The sequence below is a fragment of the Arthrobacter sp. ISL-95 genome, assembly GCF_018613695.1.
Lineage (GTDB): Bacteria > Actinomycetota > Actinomycetes > Actinomycetales > Micrococcaceae > Arthrobacter.
Genome location: NZ_JAGGPR010000012.1, coordinates 74,303 through 94,254, shown reverse-complemented (window position 1 = coordinate 94,254; position 19,952 = coordinate 74,303). Strand labels below are relative to the sequence as shown.

Annotated in this window: 15 protein-coding genes; 3 read left to right on the top strand and 12 right to left on the bottom strand. The window is 63.2% G+C overall.

The window, feature by feature from the left end:
• Positions 1-10 precede the first annotated feature (10 nt).
• From J7I86_RS16465 to J7I86_RS16445, 5 genes are read right to left on the bottom strand one after another with little or no spacing between them, the layout of a single operon-like run.
• A complete protein-coding gene (locus J7I86_RS16465; protein ID WP_214821519.1) occupies positions 11-802 on the bottom strand; it encodes a DeoR/GlpR family DNA-binding transcription regulator in 792 nt (263 codons plus the stop codon).
• Positions 803-826: 24 nt separating this feature from the next.
• Positions 827-1,681, bottom strand: a complete 855-nt coding sequence (locus tag J7I86_RS16460; RefSeq protein WP_214821518.1) for a class II fructose-bisphosphate aldolase — start codon at positions 1,679-1,681, stop codon at positions 827-829.
• Positions 1,663-2,631 carry a 1-phosphofructokinase family hexose kinase gene (locus tag J7I86_RS16455; protein WP_214821517.1) on the bottom strand — a complete coding sequence of 323 codons (969 nt, stop codon included), beginning with the start codon at positions 2,629-2,631 and terminating at the stop codon, positions 1,663-1,665. Before J7I86_RS16455 ends, J7I86_RS16460 begins: the two co-directional genes overlap by 19 nt.
• Entirely contained in the window at positions 2,628-3,593 is a 966-nt protein-coding gene (locus tag J7I86_RS16450; RefSeq protein ID WP_214821516.1) for an ROK family protein, read from the bottom strand. The genes J7I86_RS16455 and J7I86_RS16450 overlap by 4 nt, the downstream gene beginning before the upstream one ends.
• Positions 3,594-3,603: 10 nt before the next feature.
• Positions 3,604-4,521 (bottom strand): SIS domain-containing protein, encoded by a 918-nt coding sequence (locus J7I86_RS16445; RefSeq protein ID WP_214821515.1) that lies wholly within the window; start codon positions 4,519-4,521, stop codon positions 3,604-3,606.
• 274 nt (positions 4,522-4,795) lie between these two features.
• Here J7I86_RS16445 and J7I86_RS16440 point away from each other — a divergent pair, with 274 nt between their 5' ends.
• Positions 4,796-9,184, top strand: a complete 4,389-nt coding sequence (locus J7I86_RS16440; RefSeq protein WP_214821513.1) for an endo-alpha-N-acetylgalactosaminidase family protein — start codon at positions 4,796-4,798, stop codon at positions 9,182-9,184.
• Between the two features lie 77 nt (positions 9,185-9,261).
• Here J7I86_RS16440 and hutI read toward each other — a convergent pair whose 3' ends face one another.
• On the bottom strand, positions 9,262-10,500 hold the full coding sequence (gene hutI / locus J7I86_RS16435) for an imidazolonepropionase (RefSeq protein WP_286179912.1): 1,239 nt from the start codon (positions 10,498-10,500) through the stop codon (positions 9,262-9,264).
• A gap of 11 nt (positions 10,501-10,511) precedes the next feature.
• On the bottom strand, positions 10,512-11,609 hold the full coding sequence (locus J7I86_RS16430; protein ID WP_214821511.1) for an FAD-binding oxidoreductase: 1,098 nt from the start codon (positions 11,607-11,609) through the stop codon (positions 10,512-10,514).
• Between the two features lie 133 nt (positions 11,610-11,742).
• Here J7I86_RS16430 and J7I86_RS16425 point away from each other — a divergent pair, with 133 nt between their 5' ends.
• Positions 11,743-12,459, top strand: a complete 717-nt coding sequence (locus tag J7I86_RS16425) for an AAA family ATPase (protein WP_214821509.1) — start codon at positions 11,743-11,745, stop codon at positions 12,457-12,459.
• A 137-nt stretch (positions 12,460-12,596) separates the two neighbouring features.
• On the opposite strand, the gene J7I86_RS16420 is transcribed toward J7I86_RS16425, so the two are convergent.
• Both J7I86_RS16420 and tdh read right to left on the bottom strand, forming a co-directional pair.
• A complete protein-coding gene (locus J7I86_RS16420) occupies positions 12,597-13,790 on the bottom strand; it encodes a glycine C-acetyltransferase (protein WP_214821507.1) in 1,194 nt (397 codons plus the stop codon).
• A 44-nt stretch (positions 13,791-13,834) separates the two neighbouring features.
• Positions 13,835-14,881, bottom strand: coding sequence for an L-threonine 3-dehydrogenase (gene tdh / locus J7I86_RS16415; protein ID WP_214821505.1), 1,047 nt, complete (start codon positions 14,879-14,881; stop codon positions 13,835-13,837).
• Between the two features lie 107 nt (positions 14,882-14,988).
• On the opposite strand from tdh, the gene J7I86_RS16410 reads away from it, so the two are divergent.
• The gene (locus J7I86_RS16410) at positions 14,989-15,927 is read left to right on the top strand and encodes a LysR family transcriptional regulator (RefSeq protein WP_214821503.1); all 939 of its coding nucleotides are present in this window, start codon (positions 14,989-14,991) and stop codon (positions 15,925-15,927) included.
• A 10-nt stretch (positions 15,928-15,937) separates the two neighbouring features.
• Here J7I86_RS16410 and J7I86_RS16405 read toward each other — a convergent pair whose 3' ends face one another.
• The 3 genes from J7I86_RS16405 to J7I86_RS16395 are packed head-to-tail and all read right to left on the bottom strand — an operon-like array spanning position 15,938 to position 19,930.
• Positions 15,938-17,131: a Gfo/Idh/MocA family protein gene (locus J7I86_RS16405; RefSeq protein WP_214821501.1), complete on the bottom strand. Its 1,194-nt coding sequence runs from the start codon at positions 17,129-17,131 to the stop codon at positions 15,938-15,940.
• Between the two features lie 16 nt (positions 17,132-17,147).
• A complete protein-coding gene (locus tag J7I86_RS16400; protein WP_214821499.1) occupies positions 17,148-18,218 on the bottom strand; it encodes a LacI family DNA-binding transcriptional regulator in 1,071 nt (356 codons plus the stop codon).
• Between the two features lie 53 nt (positions 18,219-18,271).
• Complete coding sequence (locus J7I86_RS16395; protein ID WP_214821497.1) at positions 18,272-19,930, bottom strand: sugar ABC transporter substrate-binding protein; 1,659 nt, start codon at positions 19,928-19,930, stop codon at positions 18,272-18,274.
• Between the last annotated feature and the right edge of the window lie 22 nt (positions 19,931-19,952).

Genomic DNA, 19,952 nt, shown 5'->3' with positions numbered 1-19,952 from the left:
CCGGCAATTCTCAGCCGGCTGGAGCGACGATGACTTCAGTTCCCTTGGCTTCAAACGCAGCGATGTGTTCGGAGCTGATGCCGGAGTCGGTGATGAGGTGCCTGAAATCGTAGCCTGACATAGCGGCGAAGGAGCGGCGGCCCACTTTTGAAGAGTCGGCCACAACATAGGATTCCGTGGCGCGACGTGCCATTACGGTGTTGACCATAGCTTCGCCTTCATCGGTGATGGTGGGTCCAAGATCGGGATCCACCCCGTTGACGCCGATGAAAGCGATGTCCAAGGCAACTTTCTGCATGATGACGTCCGTGTAGGGACCCACCAGCTCATACGAGCGCGGGTTGAGGATCCCGCCGGTGACCATGATCTTGATGTTCGGGCGAACTGCCAACTGCGAGGCGATGTTGATGGCGTTGGTGACCACAGTAAGCGTGGGCGTGTGGGATGGAGCATTGAGGTCCTCGCGGGTGGACAGCAACTGAGCCAATGCGGTGTTGGTTGTCCCGCCGCTGAGGCCAATAACTGCCCCGGGTCGGATCAACGCCGATGCTGCCGAGGCAATTTCCTGCTTGGCCTCGGCGTGATCGTCACGGTTGTACCGGCCTGGGAGGTCATAGGCTACGGACCCTGTGGTGGCACCGCCGCGGGTACGGCTCAGCAACCGCTGCTTGGCCAGGCTGTCAAGATCCCTGCGCGCCGTGGCAGGTGAGACGCCCAAGCGTGTCACGATGTCCTCGACTTCCACATGGCCGGACTCGGCCAGGAGGTCGAGTATGGCGGTCAGCCGATCGGTGCGGGTCATGACGAGCCTTTCGCGGGTTCAGCGCTAGTTCGCTTTGGCGAACAGCGTCAGCATACGTGCGGACTCCAGCACAAGGGCATCCCGGCCGGCCTTGATGTATTTCCGGGAATCCACCACTGCAGGGTTGGCATCGAGGTACTCACGGACGGCGCGGGTAAAGAACCCGTTCAAATGTGTGGATACGTTGATCTTAGTCATACCCGCGCGGATAGCGGCTATGAGCATGTCATCTGTCACACCGGAGGAGCCGTGGAGGACCAGTGGTTTTCCTACGGCGGTCTTCAGACTGGTAATGAGGCGCAGATCCAGGGCGGCATTGCGTTCGGTCATGGCATGGGATGAGCCAACGGCTACGGCCAGCGCGTCCACGCCTGTTGCCTCGACGAATGCGTGGGCTTCGGTGGGCTCTGTTCTGACTCCGGGGGCGTGGGCTCCGTCCTTGCCACCCACTTTTCCGAGCTCGGCCTCCACGTAAACACTGCGCTCGTGGGCGTATTTGGCAACCCGTTGAGTGGCTTCCACGTTCAACTCGTACGGCAGATGTGCGCCGTCGTACATGACCGAACCGAATCCGAGGTCCACGGCTGCCAGTGCAAGGTCTTCGGATTCTGCGTGGTCCAAGTGGAGGGCAACCGGAACAGCGGCTGAGCGGGCGATCGCCAGGGCTGCCGACCCGATGGGCTCGAGTCCACCGTGGTACTTGGCACAGTTCTCGGAAATCTGCAGGATTAACGGGACTCCGGCTGCTTCCGCACCAGCAACCAGCCCTTCAGCCGTTTCGATGTGGATGATATTGAACGCACCTTGGCCAGTGCCGGCGGCCGCGGCCCTGTCCATGAGTTCGCGTGTGTTGACCAGGGTCACCGGGTCTCCTTCCATTTAAGGATCAATTGGTCCTGAAGTTCTTGGTACCGCGGCGAGATTTCACCTGCGGCGGGCATAAGCACTGCTGCGGCGGACCATGCGGTGGCCCGGCGAAGAATCTCGCGAGGCTCGGTGATGCCTTCGGCGAGTGCGACGGCGGCAGCTGCCACACCGGCGTCGCCCGCCCCTGTGGGGTTGCCGCTGAGAGCTTCGGGCAGGCGTGCGCTCCAGTAGCCGCCCGGGGCGGCGTGGTCGAAGGCGAGCATTCCATCCGCGCCGGCGCTGACGAGGACGGTGCGGGCACCCATGTCGATCAGCGCGAGCGCCGCCGCTTCAAGGCTGGACTCCCCCGTCGCCTCGGCGAGCTCGTGATGGTTCGGCTTGAGGATGTCGGCCCCGGCTTTGGCCGCGGCGATGATCCCGGGACCGGAGGTGTCGATGATAGCCGGGATGCCGGCGTCGTGGGCCAGACGTACCAGTTCCGGGTAGAAGTCCGCGGGCGCGCCCGGCGGGAGGCTTCCCGAACCGACCAGGACGGAGGCCTGCAGGTTTCGGTTTCCGCTCACGGCCTCAACCACGGCGATCCTGAGTGAGCGCCAGTCATCCGGCAGGAGTGCCTGGCCCTCCTCATTGAAGATGGACGTTTCCCCGGCGACAGTGTCCACCAGGGCGATGCTGCGGCGGGTCTCGGCCGCGACTCCCACCAGCGTGTGCGGCACTCCGCTGGTCCACAGTTCGGCTGCCAGAGTCTGGCCTGCCGCACCGCCGGTGGGGGCAATGGCGAGCACGGGGTAACCGAGTTGGTGGGTGACCCGGGCTACGTTGATGCCCTTGCCGCCGGCACGGCTCAAGGGCGTGGGCACGCGGTGGCTTGAACCCTCGGTGATGCCGTGGACGGTGTAGGTCATGTCAATCGCCGGATTGGCAGTGACGGTGATGATGCGGTTCACGTCGGCTCGCTTCATGGTGTGCCTTCCAAGCGTGCGGTTTCCAGTCGGGGGCCTACCAGGAGTGCCCGGGCGTTGAGGGCCGCGCCGAGCAAACCGGCGTCCTGTCCCAGCTGGGCACGGATGAGTTGGGGTCTGCGCTGGAAGTCCAGAATTCCGTCAACCCGTTTACGCAGGGGCTCGAGCAGTTCGTCGCCGGCCTCAGCGAGGCCTCCCCCGATCACCACGGCTTCTGTTCCTATGATGTTCACGCATTGGCAGATGGTGAATGCCAATGCATCCATGGCGTCGGCCCACACCCGGGCAGCGATGGAATCCCCGGCGCTTGCCCGCAGGAGTACGCCGCGTGCACCGCTTACCCTGTTTCCCGAAGCCCGGTGATATCGCTTGGCAATGGCACCGGCTGAGCCCACCGCTTCCAAAATGGTGGAACCGGTGGCACCGTGGCCGGCGTCGGGGTCCGGAACCTGGGCGTGGCCCAGTTCACCGGCGAAACCGCCGGCGGTGACAGCCTTGCCGCCGGAGAACACAGCTGCGGCAATCCCGGTACCCACCACCATCACTACAACATCGCTGAACTCTTTGGACCCGCCGAAACTGTGTTCTACAGCGGCAGCGGAACGGACATCGTGATCGAAGGCGACGGGGATGCCCAACCGCTTCTCAGCTTCGGCAGTAAACGGGAAGTTACGCCACCCAAGGTTGGCGGAGTAGACGCCCACTCCAGCCGCTGAGTCCACGATCCCGGGCACTATGATGCCCGCTGCTTTGGCGGGGGCCTCGGGAAACTCCGAGGCCAACTCGAGTTTCAGCTCAGCTAGCCGGTCCAGGACCGCTTCTCCGGGGCGGGCCGGGTCCAACGGCGTGGGGACACGGCGCATTCCCAGGACGGTTCCGCGGGCATCCACCAAACCAGCCTTGATGTCTGTCCCGCCAACGTCGAAGGAAAGGACCGCTGATTCCGCGACTCCGAGAACCATGATCGGATGCCTAGGCGGTGGCGTCGAGAATAACGGAGCGCGTCAGGTTGCGGGGCAGGTCGGGATTCAGTCCACGAACGCGTGCGCGCTCCAGCGTGACTTTGTGAACACGCGCCAACTCAGCCAAGGGGTGCTTTTCCGTGTGGATGTAAAGGGCGCCAGTAATTGCCATGTCCTTGTCCAGGCCTTCAGGCTGGTCCCCGAACAGCCACGTGACGCGGCCGGGGGCGGCGATGGAGATGGGGCCATGCCGGTATTCCTTGGCAGGGTAGGACTCGGTCCAACCCTGCACAGCTTCCCGCATCTTCAAGCCGGCTTCGTGGGCCAGCCCAACGGTCCAGCCAGTGCCAAGGAAGGTGAACTGCTCGGCATCCAGGAGTTCCGGGGAAACGGGCGCACTGACCGCACCCCGGGCATCGTCGATAGCTTGCTGCACATCGATGCCAAGGCTGGTCAGCATGTATACCAGCGCTGTGGTGGCGAAACGGGTCTGCACCACGGAACGTTCATCAGCGTACGGCAGGCCCACCGCGACGTCTGCCAGGTCGGTGATCGGTGAGGAAGTGTCGCCGATAATCGCAATGGTGGGGACGATCCCCTTCAACTCAGCCAAAACTTCAAGCACCTCAGTGGTGGTACCTGACCGGGTAATGGCCACAACGGCGTCGTACTGGCGATCGGCGCTGTTGCTGTTCAGGAAAGCCTCGGACGCGGCGAACGCATCAGTGACCCCCTTGCCCGCGGATTCGCGGGCAGCAGCGTAACTCTGAGCCATGAACCAGGACGTGCCGCAGCCAATGACGGCAATGCGCGTTCCGTCAGCGGGAAGCAACTGTTCCGCACGGGCCTGCTCCACGGCGCGCTGCCAAGCCTCGGGTTGGGAAACAAGCTCTTCTTCCATGAAGGCGCCCAGGGTATTCTCGCTCATCGTGTGTTCCGCTCCCGCTCAGCTTAATGACGTTTTCTGATCTATAGAAACACTAAACGATCATTTTCGATCTCACAAGGATCATCCATTCGGATGACCGAGCATTAACTGCATACCTTGTGATTGAACCTCCAATCGGGGAAAACGTGTGCCGGGATGTGCATTTAAGTTAACTGCCTGTTAACTCTTGTCAACTTCTGTCCAATGCACCAGTCTTAGACAAGTCCGCAAGAACATGACTGTTACTCGCTCGGAAAAATCAAGAAGGAGCATAATGCCCGGCTTGTCATCCCCCAGACGCTTCGCCTCATTGAGTTTGGCCTGCGTCGTCGCCTCATCCTCCTTGGGACTGCTGGCACTACCGCCCGCCGCCGCAGCCCCGTCTACCCGCCCCACAGAATTCGTCAGCACCGCCGACACCACTGCCATCACCTCCGGCCAGCTCACGGTGGACCTCTCCACCACCTTCCCGCAGGTCCTCGGCTACACCCTTACCGCTTCCAAGGCCCGCCTGGATGGCACTGTGACCCGGCTCAGCACCGTCACCATCAACGGTATGGAATACACGGTCACAGGGACATCCGCCGCCTCGGGAAAGGACGCAAGGGACTACGTCCTGAGCATCCCCGAATTCGGCAACACTGTGATCAAGGCCCGCCTGTCCGTGAAGAAGAACGTGGTGTCCTTCAACGTCACGGAGATCAAGGATTCCGCCGACCACCAGGTAAGAACGCTGCAACTCCCCCGGCTGAACCTGGTGACCGTAGGCTCCACGCAGCCGGGCGCCCAGGTGTCCACCGCCAACCTTTCCGTGGACCGGAGCGTGACGGGCGACGAGTTCACGCCGATCACACCTTCGACTCCCTTGGATGCGTCCGCCAAGAGCTCCGCCTACGCGCTGGCAAATACCGCCGCCTTGGGTGCTGCCTTCGAATCCAACGCCCTCTACGACACGTCCTCCGGGCCTGGCTCGAAGGACCGCGGCCGCTTTTGGCGCCAAGCCCTCAGCGACGGGGCAGGCGGAGTGTCCATGGGCGTGGCCAGCGGCCAGTGGCTCTACCGTGCGGAGGGTTCGGCCACTACCGAGGAACTCCCGTGGACACGGGTGGTCATCACCTCCGATGCAAATGCCGACGGCGGTGTGGACTGGCAGGACGCGGCAATCGCCATGAGGTCCATCCAGGTCAGCCCCAACAAGGGTGAGCAGACCCCGGATAACGTGATCACGCACATCCCGTTCAACTTCGCCTCGCAGGCAACCCACCCGTTCCTCCGTACCTTGGATGACGTCAAACGCATCTCCCTGGCAACGGACGGGCTGGGCCAGGTTGCCATGCTTAAGGGCTACACCAGCGAGGGCCACGACTCCGCCAACACGGACTACGGCAACAACTTCAATAGGCGGGCAGGTGGCTTGGAAGACCTCAACAAGCTGGTCAAGGAAGGCAAAGACTGGAACGCCAGCTTCGGTGTCCACATCAACGCCACGGAGATCTATCCTGAAGCCAAGTCCTTCAGCGAAGACCTGTTGCGTGCTGACAAGGGCCTGGGCTGGAACTGGTTGGACCAGTCCTACTACATGAACCAGCGCGAGGATATCAATTCCGGCAAGCTCGCCCAGCGCATCAAGGAACTACGCGAAGCCACGGACAAGAACCTGGACTTCGTCTATGTGGACGTCTACTACGAATTCGGCTGGCTGGCCGAACGCCTGCAGCAGGAACTCGTCAAGAACGGCTTCCGGGTGGGCTCCGAATGGGCAGACCACCTCTCCCGGAACAACACCTGGTCCCATTGGGCCAACGATGAAAAATACGGTGGATCCACCAACAAGGGCGTCAATTCCCAGATCCTGCGCTTCATCAACAACACCCAGTCGGACGTCTGGAACCCCGATCCCAAGCTCGGCGTGAGCCACATCGTGGAATTCGAGGGCTGGACCGGACAGAACGACTTCAATGCCTTCAGTGAGAACGTGTGGACGGCCAACGTGCCTGCCAAATTCCTGCAGCACCACCAGATCACCAAGTGGACGGCTGACCGGATCGACCTGGCTGACGGCGTGGCTGCCACAGGCAACACGGCCGAGGAACGCAACATCACCGTCGGCGGAACATCCGTGTTGCAGGGCGGAACGTACCTTCTGCCGTGGTCCTCCAAGGAGAACGGCAAAGCCGACAAGCTCTACCACTACAACCCTGCCGGCGGCGCCAGCACGTGGACGCTCACCAAAGAGTTCGCCAAGTCCACTTCGCTTGAACTCTTCAAGCTGACGGACAACGGTCGCGTGAAGGTCGCCGAGGTGCCCGTTGTCAACGGACAAGTCACCGTCACGGCCGACGCCAAACAGCCCTACGTCCTTGCTCCCAAGAACAACAAAGCTGAGCTGCCCAAGAAGGCCGACTTCGGCGAAGGAACGCCCTTCAACGATCCCGGCTTCAACGGAGCAGACCTCTCACCGTGGACCCCCACGGGCGCCGTCACCCAGGTCCGCGACGACAAAGGCCGCCGCTACGCCGAAATGGGGGCAACGCCGTCGTCGATCAGCCAGGAAGTGAAGCTGGACGCCGGAACCCAATCCGTCAGCGCATGGGTGGAGATCCAGCCCGGAAAAACCCGGCCCACCACGCTCTCCGTAGACATCAACGGCAAGTCCGAAAGCGTCACCATCGATTCGTCCAACGCCGAAAACTTCGTAGCTGGCGACGAGAAGCACGGCACAGCCTTCCAGCGCATCCGCGTCCTGATGGACGTGCCGCGAAACAACACCAAGGCGACAGTTTCCGTGAAAGCGGCCGACGGCGATGCCACCGTACGCGTGGATGACTTCCGGGCGGTGAAGACCGCCCGGGTCGCCACCGCTGGTGTGCTCAGCGAGGACTTCGAAAACGTGGACCAAGGCTGGGGACCGTTCGTGAAGGGCGACGCCGGTGGCTCCACGGATCCGCGCACCCACATCACCGAACGCCACGAACCCTTCACACAAAAGGGCTGGGACACGAACGTGATCGACGAAGTGCTGGATGGCACATGGTCGCTGATCGCCCACGACGAAAACCTTGCCCCAAATGGTGGACCCGGCATGGTGTACCGCACCACCGAGGCAACCGTGCCGTTCCAAGCAGGCCACAAGTACAAGGTGTCCTTCGACTACCAGAACTCCAAAGCCGGGCAGTACTCCTGGGTGTCCGGTTATGACTCGCAGGCAGGTCCCGCTGTGACGGCCAACCAGCCCATCGACGCCAAGACGTCCACCACCCGGTTTGAGCAGATCCTCGATACCGGCTTCTGCGGGGACTACTTCGTGGGATTGCAGCGCACGGGGAGCTCGAACGGTTCGGACTTCACCTTGGACAACTTCATGGTGGAAGATCTTGGCGCCTCCGAAGCGGTCCCGGCCTGCGCGCAACTCTCGGCTGCACTCCAGGGCGATGTGGTCCAGCAGGGCAAAGCGCAGGACTTCGTCACCACGTTTGTATCCGACGAACCGGCAGCCATCAGCGGTCTGTCCCTCTCACTGGGGCTGCCCGATGGCTGGACGGCAACTCCTTCCACACCTGCAACGGCTGCAACCCTGCCCGCCGGCGGAACCCTCACCACCACGTGGAAGATCACCGCTCCGGCTTCGGCTGACGGCGACTACACTGTCACCGCCAACGCCAGCTACACCACCAGCACAGAGCCGGCGGGCAGCCGCACCATCAGCACCACCGCCACCGTCCGGACACTGCCCAAGCCGCCGCAGGCCACAGTGTTTGCCAGCGACCACCCGTGGGTGAGCGCCACCAACGGCTGGGGCCCTGTGGAAAAGGACCAGTCCAACGGCGGAACGGGGGCCGGCGACGGCACACCGCTCACTCTGAACGGCACGGTCCACGCCAAAGGCCTGGGAGCCCACGCCAACGGCATTGTCCGCTACTACCTCGGCGGCTACTGCACTGCCTTCACCGCAACAGTAGGCATCGATGACGCCCAGCCAACGCGGGGAAGCGTGAAATTCTCCGTGGTGGCAGACGGCACCACCAAGGTCACCACCCCGGTCTTGGGTGCCACCAGCGCTCCCCTGCCGCTGACCGTGGACGTCACCGGAGCCCAGTACGTGGAGCTGGTAGCCAACGACGCCGGCGACTCCAACGGCAACGACCATGCGGACTGGGCCGACGCCAAGTTCACTTGTTCCTCGACGTCCCAGGAACCGCCGGCCCCCGTGCTGACAGGCACAGTGTTCGCCTCCGACCTCCCATGGATCGGCAGCACCAATGGCTGGGGACCGGCGGAACGGGACCGGGCCAACGGTGAGCAGAACGCCGGTGACGGACCCGCATTACAGCTCGACGGCGTCGTCTATCCGAAGGGGATCGGCGTCCACGCCGACTCAAAGATCAGCATCGCCACCGAGGCCAAATGCAACGCCTTCACCGCCTCGGTGGGAGTGGACGACGCCAAGCTGAACAAGGGCCTGCACGGATCGGTGGTGTTCATCGTCAAGGGCGATGGCCGTGAGCTCTTCCGCACGCCCGTCCTCAGCGCCGACTCGGCAGCACTACCCCTCAACGTGGACATTGTAGGTGTCCAGAACGTCGAGCTGATCGCCGACAAGAACGGTGACGACGCCGGAGACGACTGGGGTGATTGGGCGGACGCGAAGTTCAGCTGCGCTTAGTCACAACGCGGGGTCAGTTATGGCCCTTCCGGAGTCTCGGAAGGGGCCATGAGTGACCCCGCGTTGCTTTCTTAACCTCAGACAGCGCGCACGCCCGCCCGCCACACCGAATGCGTCAGCGGGATCCCGGGACGGTAGGCAAGGTGCGTAGCCGATGGCGCCTTCAACATATGCAGGTCCGCGCGATGCCCGACGGCGAGCGAACCCACCGCCCGTTCGCCATCGACGTCGTGCCCTGACTCCCTGCCCAACGCCAAGGCGCCGCCGTACGTCGCCGCGCGGACGGCCTCATGGACGCTCAAGTGCATTTGGAGGACAGCCGTGGTGACGCAGAACGCCATGGAGCTGGTGTATGAAGTACCGGGATTGCAGTTGGCGGCGAGCGCGATCTGCACGCCGGCGTCGATCAATTCACGGCCAGGCGCCAAAGGCTGGCGGGTGGACAGGTCGCAGGCCGGAAGGCAGGTTGCCACAGTGCCTTTTGTGCCGGCCCCCGTTGCAGGGTCCCAACCGGCCCACGTGTCCGCGAGCGCTGTGACGTCCTTGCCCGAAAGGTAGTTGACGTGGTCCACGCTGGCCGCACCGAACTCCACGGCCAATGCCACACCCGGCCCCTCACCGAGCTGGTTGCCGTGCACCCTCAAACCAAGTCCGGCGTCGCGGGCAGCCGTGAGTACACGCCGCGACTGGTCTTCCGTGAACGCGCCGCGCTCGCAGAACACATCTGCCCAGCGGACATGCGGCAGGACTGCGTCGAGCATAGGGCCGCACACCAGGTCCGTGTATTCCTCGGGATCAGAGCCTTTCGGGACCAAGTGCGCGCCAAGGTACGTTACCTCGTCCACTTCCGCCGCGGCGATGCGGGCGCTGCGCGCCTCATTCTCCACGTCGAGGCCGTAGCCGGTCTTGCTCTCCAGGTACGTGGTCCCCTGCGAGACTGCCTCGGCCACGCGATCCCGGACGAGGCGGGTGAGTTCATCGTCGCTGACGCTGCGCGTGGCACTGGTGGTCACGGCGATACCACCGGCGCTGTAGCTCTCACCGGACATACGGGCCTCAAACTCAGCCGTGCGGTCACCTGCGAAGACAAGGTGCGAGTGCGAATCCACCCAGCCGGGCAGGACGGCCTTGCCTACGGCGTCGATCATTTTGTCAGCTGCCGGGGCATCCTTGCTTGGCCCCAACCAGGCGATGCGCTCGCCTTCGATCACCACGGCGGCGTCCTTCAAAACCCGATGCTCCAGATCCTGGGTCATCAGCTCGCCGATGTTGGTGATGACCGTGCTGCTTTGGTTCCCGCTGGTGATTCCGCTCATGAACCCATTGTTCAGCGCCGAATGGACCAGCGGACGGCCGCAAGCTGTTCAGCTGTCCGGGATTCCGGACTGTCGTCCCTTACCTCGCCGAGAATCAGGGCTGCCGCCAGTTCGGCTATCGCGGACGACGTTTGGAAACCGTAGCCCCCTTGGCCGGCCAGCCAGAAGAATCCGGGCGCTTCGGCGTCGAAACCCACCACGGGGATGCCGTCCGCGGCTTCGGTCCGGAGCCCGGTCCACGCGCGGTCCACGGAACGGATGCCCAAGGATGTTACGGCGTTGAGTTTGTTGATCAATGCCTCCACGTCCCCCGGGTAGGGCTTGGCATCCTCCGCGCCGCTCGGCACGGTTTCCGACGGCGAGATCAGGACCTGATTGCCCTCGGCACGGAAGTAGAACGAGTCATCGGCGGCGCAGACCATGGGCGTTCCCGGCGCTAGCGGGTTCTCGACGTTCACAATCGCGGCGGTCCGCCGGTACGGCTGAAGTCCTAGTTTCTCCACGCCGCTGATGACGGCCAGCTCATCAGCCCACGCACCAGCTGCGTTAACCACGACGCCGGATTGGAAACCTTCGGTGCCTGCCCCCAGCTGCCACCCGCTCCCCAGCCGTTGGGCGGAGTGCACTTTGGCTCCGGTGATGATGTCCACGCCTGCGGCTTCTGCAGTCCGCCGGTGTTCCTCCAGCAGCAGGGGCGCATTGCAGCCGAAGGAGCCGTTATCCAGTCCCGCTGCTGAGAATGATTCGGGACTCAGGGCCGGGCAGAGACGCATCGCTTCGTCGTGGGTGATGGCGTGCATATTGCCGCTGGCTTCGGCGCGCACGGTCTCCTGGTCACCCACCAGCATGAAACCCCGTGGTGTGAGGATGGGTTCGGCGGCCTGCGCATCCCGTTCCCCCAGCATCTCCAGCGTCCGAACGGTCAGGTCCTGAACCACCGCCGGACCATAGCTGGGGATCAGTTGCCGGGCAGAACGTGAGGAAGTGTGGAAGGCCAGGGACTGCTCAGCCTCGACGAGTGCAACAGTGCACTTGCCCGCCAGAGCCGCCGCCAAGGACAGTCCGCCGATACCGCCGCCAACGATTACCACGTCATAATTCGAAGCCATGGCTCCATCCTGTCAGACCGGATCCTCTCTCACATGCCAAGCCCTTCAACCGAACGGTCTCTCACATGCCACTATCGCGATGCGCGCCGGTCCCGGCGGCTTCAACGTCGGCCGTAGCTGCAACAATGACGGCATGCACCTCAATCAGCCCATCCGCCGAGTGGCAGAGGACCCCGCCAATGCACTGGACCGCGGAAAGTGGCCTGCCAGCCTGCCTCCAGTTGCGCAGCTTCTGAAACAAGGCCTTGATCTGACTCCTGCAACCATCCTCGTGGGCGAAAACGGTTCGGGTAAGTCCACAGTGGTGGAGGCCATCGCCCTGGCCTACGGGTTGTCTCCTGAGGGAGGCTCAACGGGGGCCCGGCACACCACAAGGTCCACGGAATCCGAATTGGGCAACCACCTCCAGCTCATCCGTAACGCTGGAAGCAGTCGGCGCGGCTACTTCCTCCGGGCTGAAACCATGCATGGTTTTTTCACCTACTTGGAGAAGAACCCCAGCATGTCCGGCGATCTGCCCTTCCACGACATGTCCCATGGCGAGTCGTTCCTTGAGCTCGCTCTCGATCGTTTCCGCGGGCCGGGACTCTGGGTATTGGATGAGCCGGAATCAGCGTTGTCCTTCAACGGCTGTCTCAGCTTGCTGTCGGTCCTTAAAGAGTTGCTGGCTGGAGGCAAGTCCCAAGTCATCATGTCGACGCACTCGCCTCTGCTGGCTGCACTTCCAGGCGCCCAAATACTCGAAGTTGGGCAGTGGGGCTTACGACCCAGACAATGGGCCGATTTGGATCTGATTTCCAACTGGCGCTCATTCATGGACGCTCCGGAACGATACCTTCGGCACCTTTAGGCCCAGCGCTCTGTCTTTCGTCGGGAAAATGAGAGAGCGCTGAGCCCAAGCCCAAGGGATGTGAGAGACGGCCGGCCCCAAACCCGAGGGATGTGAGAGACGGTCGGCCCCAAACCCGAGGGATGTGAGAGAGCGTCTCAGGCGACCGCGGCGCGACTCTTGACGAACGCCTGAACGCACGCTTCGACGTCGTCCGTGCTGTGCGCAGCGGAGAGCTGAACCCGGATCCGGGCTGCGTCCCTGGGCACCACGGGGAAGCTGAAGGCCGTGACGAAGACGCCGTTGTTGAGCATTTCATCAGCCACCTTGGCAGCCATTACGGCATCACCGAACATGACGGGAATGATCGCGTGCTCGCCGTCGAGGAGCTCGAAGCCTTCCTCGCTCATGCGGCGACGGAACAGGGCAGCGTTCTCAAACAGACGGGTCCGGAGTTCACCGGATTCCTGCACGAGCTCGATCGCCTTGATGGTGGCGGCGACGATTGCCGGAGCGAGCGAGTTGGAGAAGAGGTACGGGCGGGCCTTCTGCCGGAGCATCGCCACGATCTCGCTGCGGCCGGAAACGTAACCGCCCGAGGCGCCGCCAAGGGCCTTGCCGAACGTGCCGGTGTAAATGTCCACACGCTCGGAAACACCAGCGTGCTCAGGGGTGCCGGCACCGGTGGGGCCCATAAAGCCGACGGCGTGTGAGTCGTCCACCATGACCAGGGCGTCGTGCTTCTCCGCGAGGTCGCAGATCGCTTCAAGGGGCGCAAGGTACCCGTCCATGGAGAACACACCGTCCGTGACGATGATCTTCCGGCGGGACCCCTCGGCCTCAACCAGCTTGGCTTCGAGATCGGCCATGTCCTGGTTGGCGTAGCGGAAGCGCTTGGCCTTGCTCAGGCGGATGCCGTCAATGATGGACGCGTGGTTCAGGGAGTCCGAGATAATTGCGTCCTCGGGGCCGAACAGGGACTCGAAGACGCCGCCGTTGGCGTCGAAGCAGCTGGAGAAGAGGATGGTGTCCTCGGTCCCCAGGAACGTGGAGACGCGCGTCTCGAGTTCAAGGTGAAGGTCCTGGGTTCCGCAAATGAAACGCACGGACGCCATACCGAAGCCGCGCTCGTCCATGGCGGACTTAGCGGCGGCAATGATATCCGGGTGGTCTGCCAGGCCCAGGTAGTTGTTGGCGCAGAAGTTCAGGACCTTGTTGGCCGGCTGGCCGAGCTGGCCTGCTGCGATGTGGCTGGCCTGCGGGGAATCGATGTGGCGTTCGGTCTTGAAGAGTCCGGCGCTGCGGATCTCGTCAAGTTCGCCCTGCAGCTGATCTTTGATGGCTGAATACATGGGTGCTCCTAAAGTTTTCGGGTGTCCGGTTGCCGTGGGTCGCGTTACAGTTCGGTCCAGTCAAGGACCACTTTGCCGCCGGTGCCGTTGCGGGCGATCTCGAAGCCCTTTTCCCAGTCCTTTGCTGACAGCTTGTCCGTGACCACCGCGGAAATGCTGCGGTGCAGCACGGGGTTGGACGACAGCATGGCGCTCATGGCGTACCAGGTCTCGAACATTTCGCGGCCGTAGATGCCCTTGAGGGTGAGCATGTGGGTGACTACCTTGCCCCAGTCGATGTCAATTGACTGGCTGGGAAGGCCGAGCATGGCGATGCGTCCGCCGTGGTTCATGTTGTCGATCATCTCAGGCAGGGCGGTGGGGTGTCCCGACATTTCCAACCCGACGTCGAAGCCTTCACGCATGCCCAGTTCCTGCTGTGCTTCGCGGACGCGCATCTTGGAGACGTCCACGGCGAGGTCCACGCCCATCTGCCGGGCCAGTTCCAGGCGCGGGGCTGAGACGTCAGTGATGGCGATCTTGCGGGCACCAGCGTGGCGGGCGACAGCGATGGCCATCAGGCCGATGGGTCCGGCACCGGTGATCAGGACGTCCTCGCCGACCAGCGGGAAGCTCAGTGCGGTGTGTACAGCATTCCCGAAGGGGTCGAAGATGGCGCCGAGTTCAGGGGTAACGGACTCATCCTGGTGGACCCAGACGTTGGTTTCCGGGATCACGACGTACTCGGCGAATGCGCCATCGCGCTGCACTCCCACGGAGACGGTGTGGATGCACATCTGGCGGCGTCCGGCACGGCAGTTGCGGCAGATGCCGCAGACCACGTGGCCTTCGCCGGAGACCCTGTCCCCTACCTTGACATCCCGGACATCCTCGCCGATTTCCACTACTTCGCCATAGAACTCGTGGCCGGCGATGAGCGGCGTTTCGATGATGCCCTGCGCCCAGGCGTCCCAGCTTTGAATGTGGAGGTCGGTGCCGCAGATACCGGTGGTCATCACACGGATCTTGACGTCGCTGGGGCCTGCGTCGGGCTCGGGACGTTCGACGAGTTCGAACCCTGCGTGGGGTCCGGATTTGTAGAGAGCCTTCATGGGATTCCTCACTGCCAGGGCTGCTTCGCTGCTGCTGAGTCAATTAGAGCGCCGCTGACGATTTAGCACAACTAGATTCTTCTCAATCAACGATTTAGAATTTGCTAATGGAAATTCACCAGTTGCAGATGCTTCGCGAGCTTGGAGACCTGGGCAGCGTCAAGGCTGTCGCTGAGACCTTGATGGTGACCCCCTCCGCAGTTTCGCAACAGCTCGCACTGCTCCAGAAGTCGGTGGACGTGCCGTTGACGCGCAAAGAAGGCAGGGCGTTGGTGCTCACCGATGCAGGCCGTGTTCTCGCTGAGGCGGGTGCCGCAGTCGTCAACGCCATGGCAGATGCGCGTGCAGCGATCGGCGCGTATCACGACGCTCCCGACGCGCCGGTGAGTGTGAGCGCTTTTCACAGTGCGGGTCAGGCGCTGTTTGCGCCGTTGGCGGCGCATTTGGCGTCCGGGACAGCGTCCGACGGCGGGAAGTCGCCACGCCTGCGACTCTCCGATGAGGATGTGGCTCAGGAGGATTTTCCGGGGTTGGCCGCGCGATACGACCTGGTTTTAGCGCACAGGATGGACAACAGCCCGGCCTGGCCCGAGGACAAAGTGGCGGTGATTCCGCTCGCCGACGAGCCATTGGACATCGCACTCCCGGCGAATCACCCGCTGGCGGCCCGGCGCGAACTGGAGCCGTCCGACGTCGTGGATGAACCTTGGGTGACCAGCCGCGACGGGTACTCGCCCGCTGACGTGTTGGCCGCCGTCGTAGCCGTGAGCGGCAGGCCGGCCGAGGTGCTGCACCGCATCAACGACTATTCCACCGTGGCGGCACTGGTGTCCGCCGGTGGCGCGATCGGGCTGCTGCCTCGCTTCACCGCGCGCCGGGTGTTGGATGCCGGCGTGGTGCTGCGTCCGCTGTCCGGGGTGAACTCCGTCCGCAAGATCGACATCCTTGCCCGCCCCGAGACGCTCAAACGGAAGTCGGTCATGACGGTCTGCGAGTCACTTCAAACCGTCATGACCGAGCTTGTGGAGCTATCCAGCCCCGGTTAGTCCCAGGAGGTCAGTCGCGGACCAGGGCGGGCTGACCGGCGTCGAAGTACGCCACCAGTTCGGCAGGGAGATCCGGTACCTCGCGGGCAGAACCGTCACCGCGCAACGATTCCGCCGCCAGGATGCCGGCGACCACTGCCTGCCGCGCAGCAATCGGGCTGGTACGGGTTTGGCCACCCTCCGACGCGAAATGCAGGAACTCCTCGATCAGGCGTGGATCCGCGCCGCCGTGGCCACCTTCACCATCCTTGATGGTGATGACCTCATCCGGCGCGGAATAGCCGGACGTCCGGCTGGTCCACACGTTGATGGTCTCTCCCGGTCCGTCGCCGAAGTTCTCGATCCGGCCCTTGGTGCCAATGACGGTGTAGTTGCGCCAGTAGTCCGGCGTGAAATGGCACTGCTGGTAAGAGGCAAGCACGCCGTTATCCAGCACCATGTTCATCATGGAAATGTCCTCCACATCGATCACCTCCGCCAGGTCCTTCTGCTCCGTGGGCGGCCAGTTGTCCATGGAGAACCAGTCCCCCATGCGCTTTCCGGCGTTATTGCTCCGGTTGGCGACGTCGCCGTAGACCGCGAGATCGCCGACGGCGGCAACCCGCTTGGTGTAGCCACCGGCAAGCCAGTGGATCACATCGATGTCGTGGGCACCTTTTTGGAGCAGGAGCGAGGTGACGTTGGCTCGCTGAGCGTGCCAGTCCTTGAAATAATAGTCACCACCGTGACCAACGAAGTGCCTGCACCAGACCGCCTTGACCTCGCCGATCCTGCCGTCTTCGATCAGTTCGCGCATCTGTACTACAACCGGCATGTGGCGCATGTTGTGGCCCACATACAGGCGCGTTCCCGTTTCGTAGGCGGTGGCCAGGATCCGGTCCGCGGCCTCAACGGTGATGTCCAAGGGCTTCTCGCAGAAGGTGGGGATGCCGGCCTTGAGCGTGCGAACTGCGACGGCGGCGTGCTGGTTATCGGGGGTCAGGACCAGGACGGCGTCGATCCCGCTGCTCAGAAGCTCCTCAAGGTCCCCTGTGACGTGTGCCGACGGAATGCGTTCAGCGGCGTCAGCCCGGCCACGCTCACTGAGGTCACAGACGACGGTCACCTCCGAGCCTTGGCCCGGCTTATGGGCGTGCTTCCACAGCCCCGACCGCAGGCCAAAACCTACGATGCCAACCTTCAAATCCTTTTCCATGGTGTGCAATATCCTTCTGCTCTTCTTAGTAAAGTCTGGTTGCGGCGCTGCGGTGCGGCGCCGATTCACGCACGAACAAGTGCCAAGGGAAGTCCAGGACGCCAGGGTCCTCAGCTGTGGTGGGAGCAGCCTGGCGGGTTGAGTCAGCCGGGCCGGTTGCCCGCCGCAGCAGCAGCCGGGCGAGTTTGTCGAAGAAGTCAACGGGACCCACGGTGCTCAACGAAGGCGACATCCGTTCGCCCTCCACGGTGTTGCCCACGCCGATGATGTCCACGTCAGTACCTACCGCGAGGCCCAGGCGCTGGGCCGCATTGATGGCGCTGACTGCTGCGTAATCCGTGGTGGCGTAGATGGCGGTGGGACGGTCCGGCATGCTGAGCAGCCGGGTTGCCGCGGCGTACGCTCCCGCGCTGGTGCCATCGAACAAGCCCACATAGTCCTCGCGTTCCTGGATGCCCGCATGCTCCAACGCCTCGGCATACGCCCGGTACCTTGTGCCGCCGGACGTGCCGGCCGCCGTCGCCGGAGTCAAGCAAGCAATCCTGCGATGGCCGTGGAGCAAGTGCTCCACAGCCATCCGGCAGCCAGGTCCGGCAATGGAACGGATAACGTCAAAGCCGTCCGCCTGCACTTCTTCATCAAAAACCACCAGCGTGGTTCCGTGCTCGGCGAGCTTGCGCAGGGCATCTCTCTGGTCAGGACGGACGGCGTCCACGAACACAGCATCGGCATTGTGCGTGCCGAGGACTTTGACCCAATCGGCGTCCCCCAGGATCATCGGCGTGATACCCAGCGGAACCGCGGCCTTCTGCACCGCCTCGATAACGGACAAGGACCACGGATCGGACAGCATGGTCAACGACAGGATCACAGTGTTGGTCCGGCCGGTCCGGATAGCCCGGGCCGCCTGGTTGGGGCGGTAGCCGAGCCGCTCCGCAGCCGCCTTGACCTTCTCCGCCGTCGGATCCGACACCCCGGGCCCGCCATCACCCCGGCGCCCTGACAAGACATAGGAAACCGTGGCCGTGGAGACGCCGGCCACTTCGGCCACCATACGGATGGTTGGTCTGACTCCGGTGCTGCTCGCTTTTGCCATGGTTCCCCCTGCTGTGTTCTTCGGATTCGCGGTGGTTCGTTATTGATTTGAGGCTAGCTCCTGAATACCGGCGCGTCAGGGTCCAACGCGGCCTCGTACTCGTCGCGCATCTTGTCCCCGCCTTCGCTCTTCCAGCGCTTCACCGCGTCCTTGAGTTCGTCGATCTTGGCGCGGCCGGTGATGATGTCCACCACCTTGTCGCGCAGTTGCTTGGTGATCTTGGCACCCACCTTGGCGTTGGTGTCCGAGTAGGAACCGTTGGTGGGGTTGCGCCACGCAAATTCGAGCAGCTTTTCTTCCTGCTGGCTGACGTACCGTGTGTCGTCGTCGAAGCCCGGATTGAAGATCACGTTTTCGGGGCTGGACATGATGTTCAACGCCGAGACCAGGCCGGGCGCATTGGTTGTCCCCGTCTCTGTGCGCGCCGGATTGCCGGAGCCGTCAATGGTGTAGTCCTCGCCGAGTTCACCAAAGTTCTTCTGCATGTACTCCACCGTGCCGAACGGGGCAGACAGGTAGTTGATGAGCGAGAGCAGCTCGCGGATCTTGCCCTCTTCCGCCTTCTTGAAGGGCGTGAAACCCACGGTTCCGTAGCCCATGTCGTAGACGGGCTTGACCTTGCCGTCGGCGCTGAACGGGATGAGAATGTCGAACTGAGCGTCCTGGTTCAGAGCACGGTAGCTGCGGATATCGTGCGGACCCACCACAACCTGGGCTGCGACGCTGCCGTTGGCTACCCGCGAACGAATGTCAGCTGCTTTGGAATCCGGGTAGAAGACGCCCGCTGCGAACATCTTGGCGGTGAACTCCACGCCAGCCAGGTACTCATCGGTTTCGTAGAGGTGGGTGAGGGTGCGGTCCTTGTTGACGGCCCAGCTATTCGGGGCACCAAACCATTCGGTGACCATGTGCAGCGCGTTGATGTACGCCGGTTCCAGCGCGTACTGCTGGTCACCGGGTCGGGTCAGTTCCTTGGCCTTCTCCAGGAACTCGTCGGCGCTGGCTGCTTCGAAGCCACCCACCTTGGCCCACATATCGTGGTTGCCAAGGTACACCTGGCCGAACGGGGTACTCGGGATGGGTGCGCCCCAGATCTTGCCGTTCACGACGGCGGTCTTCCAGGAATCGGGTTTAAGCGCGGCCAGGTTGGGGTACTCAAGGACGGCGTCACCTGAGAGGTACGGCGTCAGGTCCTGGAATTTGGCTTCGAGCATCGGGCCAACATTGGGGATGCCCTGGTTGGGCGGAACCCACATCATGTCCGGAAGATCATTGCTGGCCAGGACGGTGGCGAACTTCGCCGGGTAACCGTCACCGATATCTTCAGCGATCTGGAGTTCCAGATCACCACCGAGCTTGGCGTTGAGGCGCTGCCAGAACGGGTTGTCCTTCAGGCCCGGGCTCATGGTGTCGAAGGTTTCGGTCAGGCCGGTCACCTTGCCCGTGAGCGGCGGCGTCTTCACGGACTGCACAGCGGTGGGCAACTTGAAGAACCCGGCTTGGAGGCCCTTGGCGTTACCCGCGATGTCCGGGGTCACTCCGGTGAACTCTTTATAGGTGGGCAACTTGACCGAAGCGGAGGCAGCGGCGCCTCCGTTATTCGCGGCCCCGCCGCCACCGCAGGCGGACAGACCCGCAGCGGTCACGGCCAGGCCTGCGAGGCCAAGGAAACCGCGGCGGCTGAACCCAGCCTGAGAGGTAGTGCTCGTCATGGCATAACCCTTTCTGGTTATT

What these genes read in the sequence shown, in the direction of transcription:
- J7I86_RS16465 (WP_214821519.1), bottom strand. Translation starts at nt 802, where the DNA reads ATGACCCGCACCGATCGGCTGACCGCCATACTCGACCTCCTGGCCGAG.
- J7I86_RS16460 (WP_214821518.1), bottom strand. Translation starts at nt 1,681, where the DNA reads ATGGAAGGAGACCCGGTGACCCTGGTCAACACACGCGAACTCATGGAC.
- J7I86_RS16455 (WP_214821517.1), bottom strand. Translation starts at nt 2,631, where the DNA reads ATGAAGCGAGCCGACGTGAACCGCATCATCACCGTCACTGCCAATCCG.
- J7I86_RS16450 (WP_214821516.1), bottom strand. Translation starts at nt 3,593, where the DNA reads ATGGTTCTCGGAGTCGCGGAATCAGCGGTCCTTTCCTTCGACGTTGGC.
- J7I86_RS16445 (WP_214821515.1), bottom strand. Translation starts at nt 4,521, where the DNA reads ATGAGCGAGAATACCCTGGGCGCCTTCATGGAAGAAGAGCTTGTTTCC.
- J7I86_RS16440 (WP_214821513.1), top strand. Translation starts at nt 4,796, where the DNA reads ATGCCCGGCTTGTCATCCCCCAGACGCTTCGCCTCATTGAGTTTGGCC.
- hutI (WP_286179912.1), bottom strand. Translation starts at nt 10,500, where the DNA reads ATGAGCGGAATCACCAGCGGGAACCAAAGCAGCACGGTCATCACCAAC.
- J7I86_RS16430 (WP_214821511.1), bottom strand. Translation starts at nt 11,609, where the DNA reads ATGGCTTCGAATTATGACGTGGTAATCGTTGGCGGCGGTATCGGCGGA.
- J7I86_RS16425 (WP_214821509.1), top strand. Translation starts at nt 11,743, where the DNA reads ATGCACCTCAATCAGCCCATCCGCCGAGTGGCAGAGGACCCCGCCAAT.
- J7I86_RS16420 (WP_214821507.1), bottom strand. Translation starts at nt 13,790, where the DNA reads ATGTATTCAGCCATCAAAGATCAGCTGCAGGGCGAACTTGACGAGATC.
- tdh (WP_214821505.1), bottom strand. Translation starts at nt 14,881, where the DNA reads ATGAAGGCTCTCTACAAATCCGGACCCCACGCAGGGTTCGAACTCGTC.
- J7I86_RS16410 (WP_214821503.1), top strand. Translation starts at nt 14,989, where the DNA reads ATGGAAATTCACCAGTTGCAGATGCTTCGCGAGCTTGGAGACCTGGGC.
- J7I86_RS16400 (WP_214821499.1), bottom strand. Translation starts at nt 18,218, where the DNA reads ATGGCAAAAGCGAGCAGCACCGGAGTCAGACCAACCATCCGTATGGTG.
- J7I86_RS16395 (WP_214821497.1), bottom strand. Translation starts at nt 19,930, where the DNA reads ATGACGAGCACTACCTCTCAGGCTGGGTTCAGCCGCCGCGGTTTCCTT.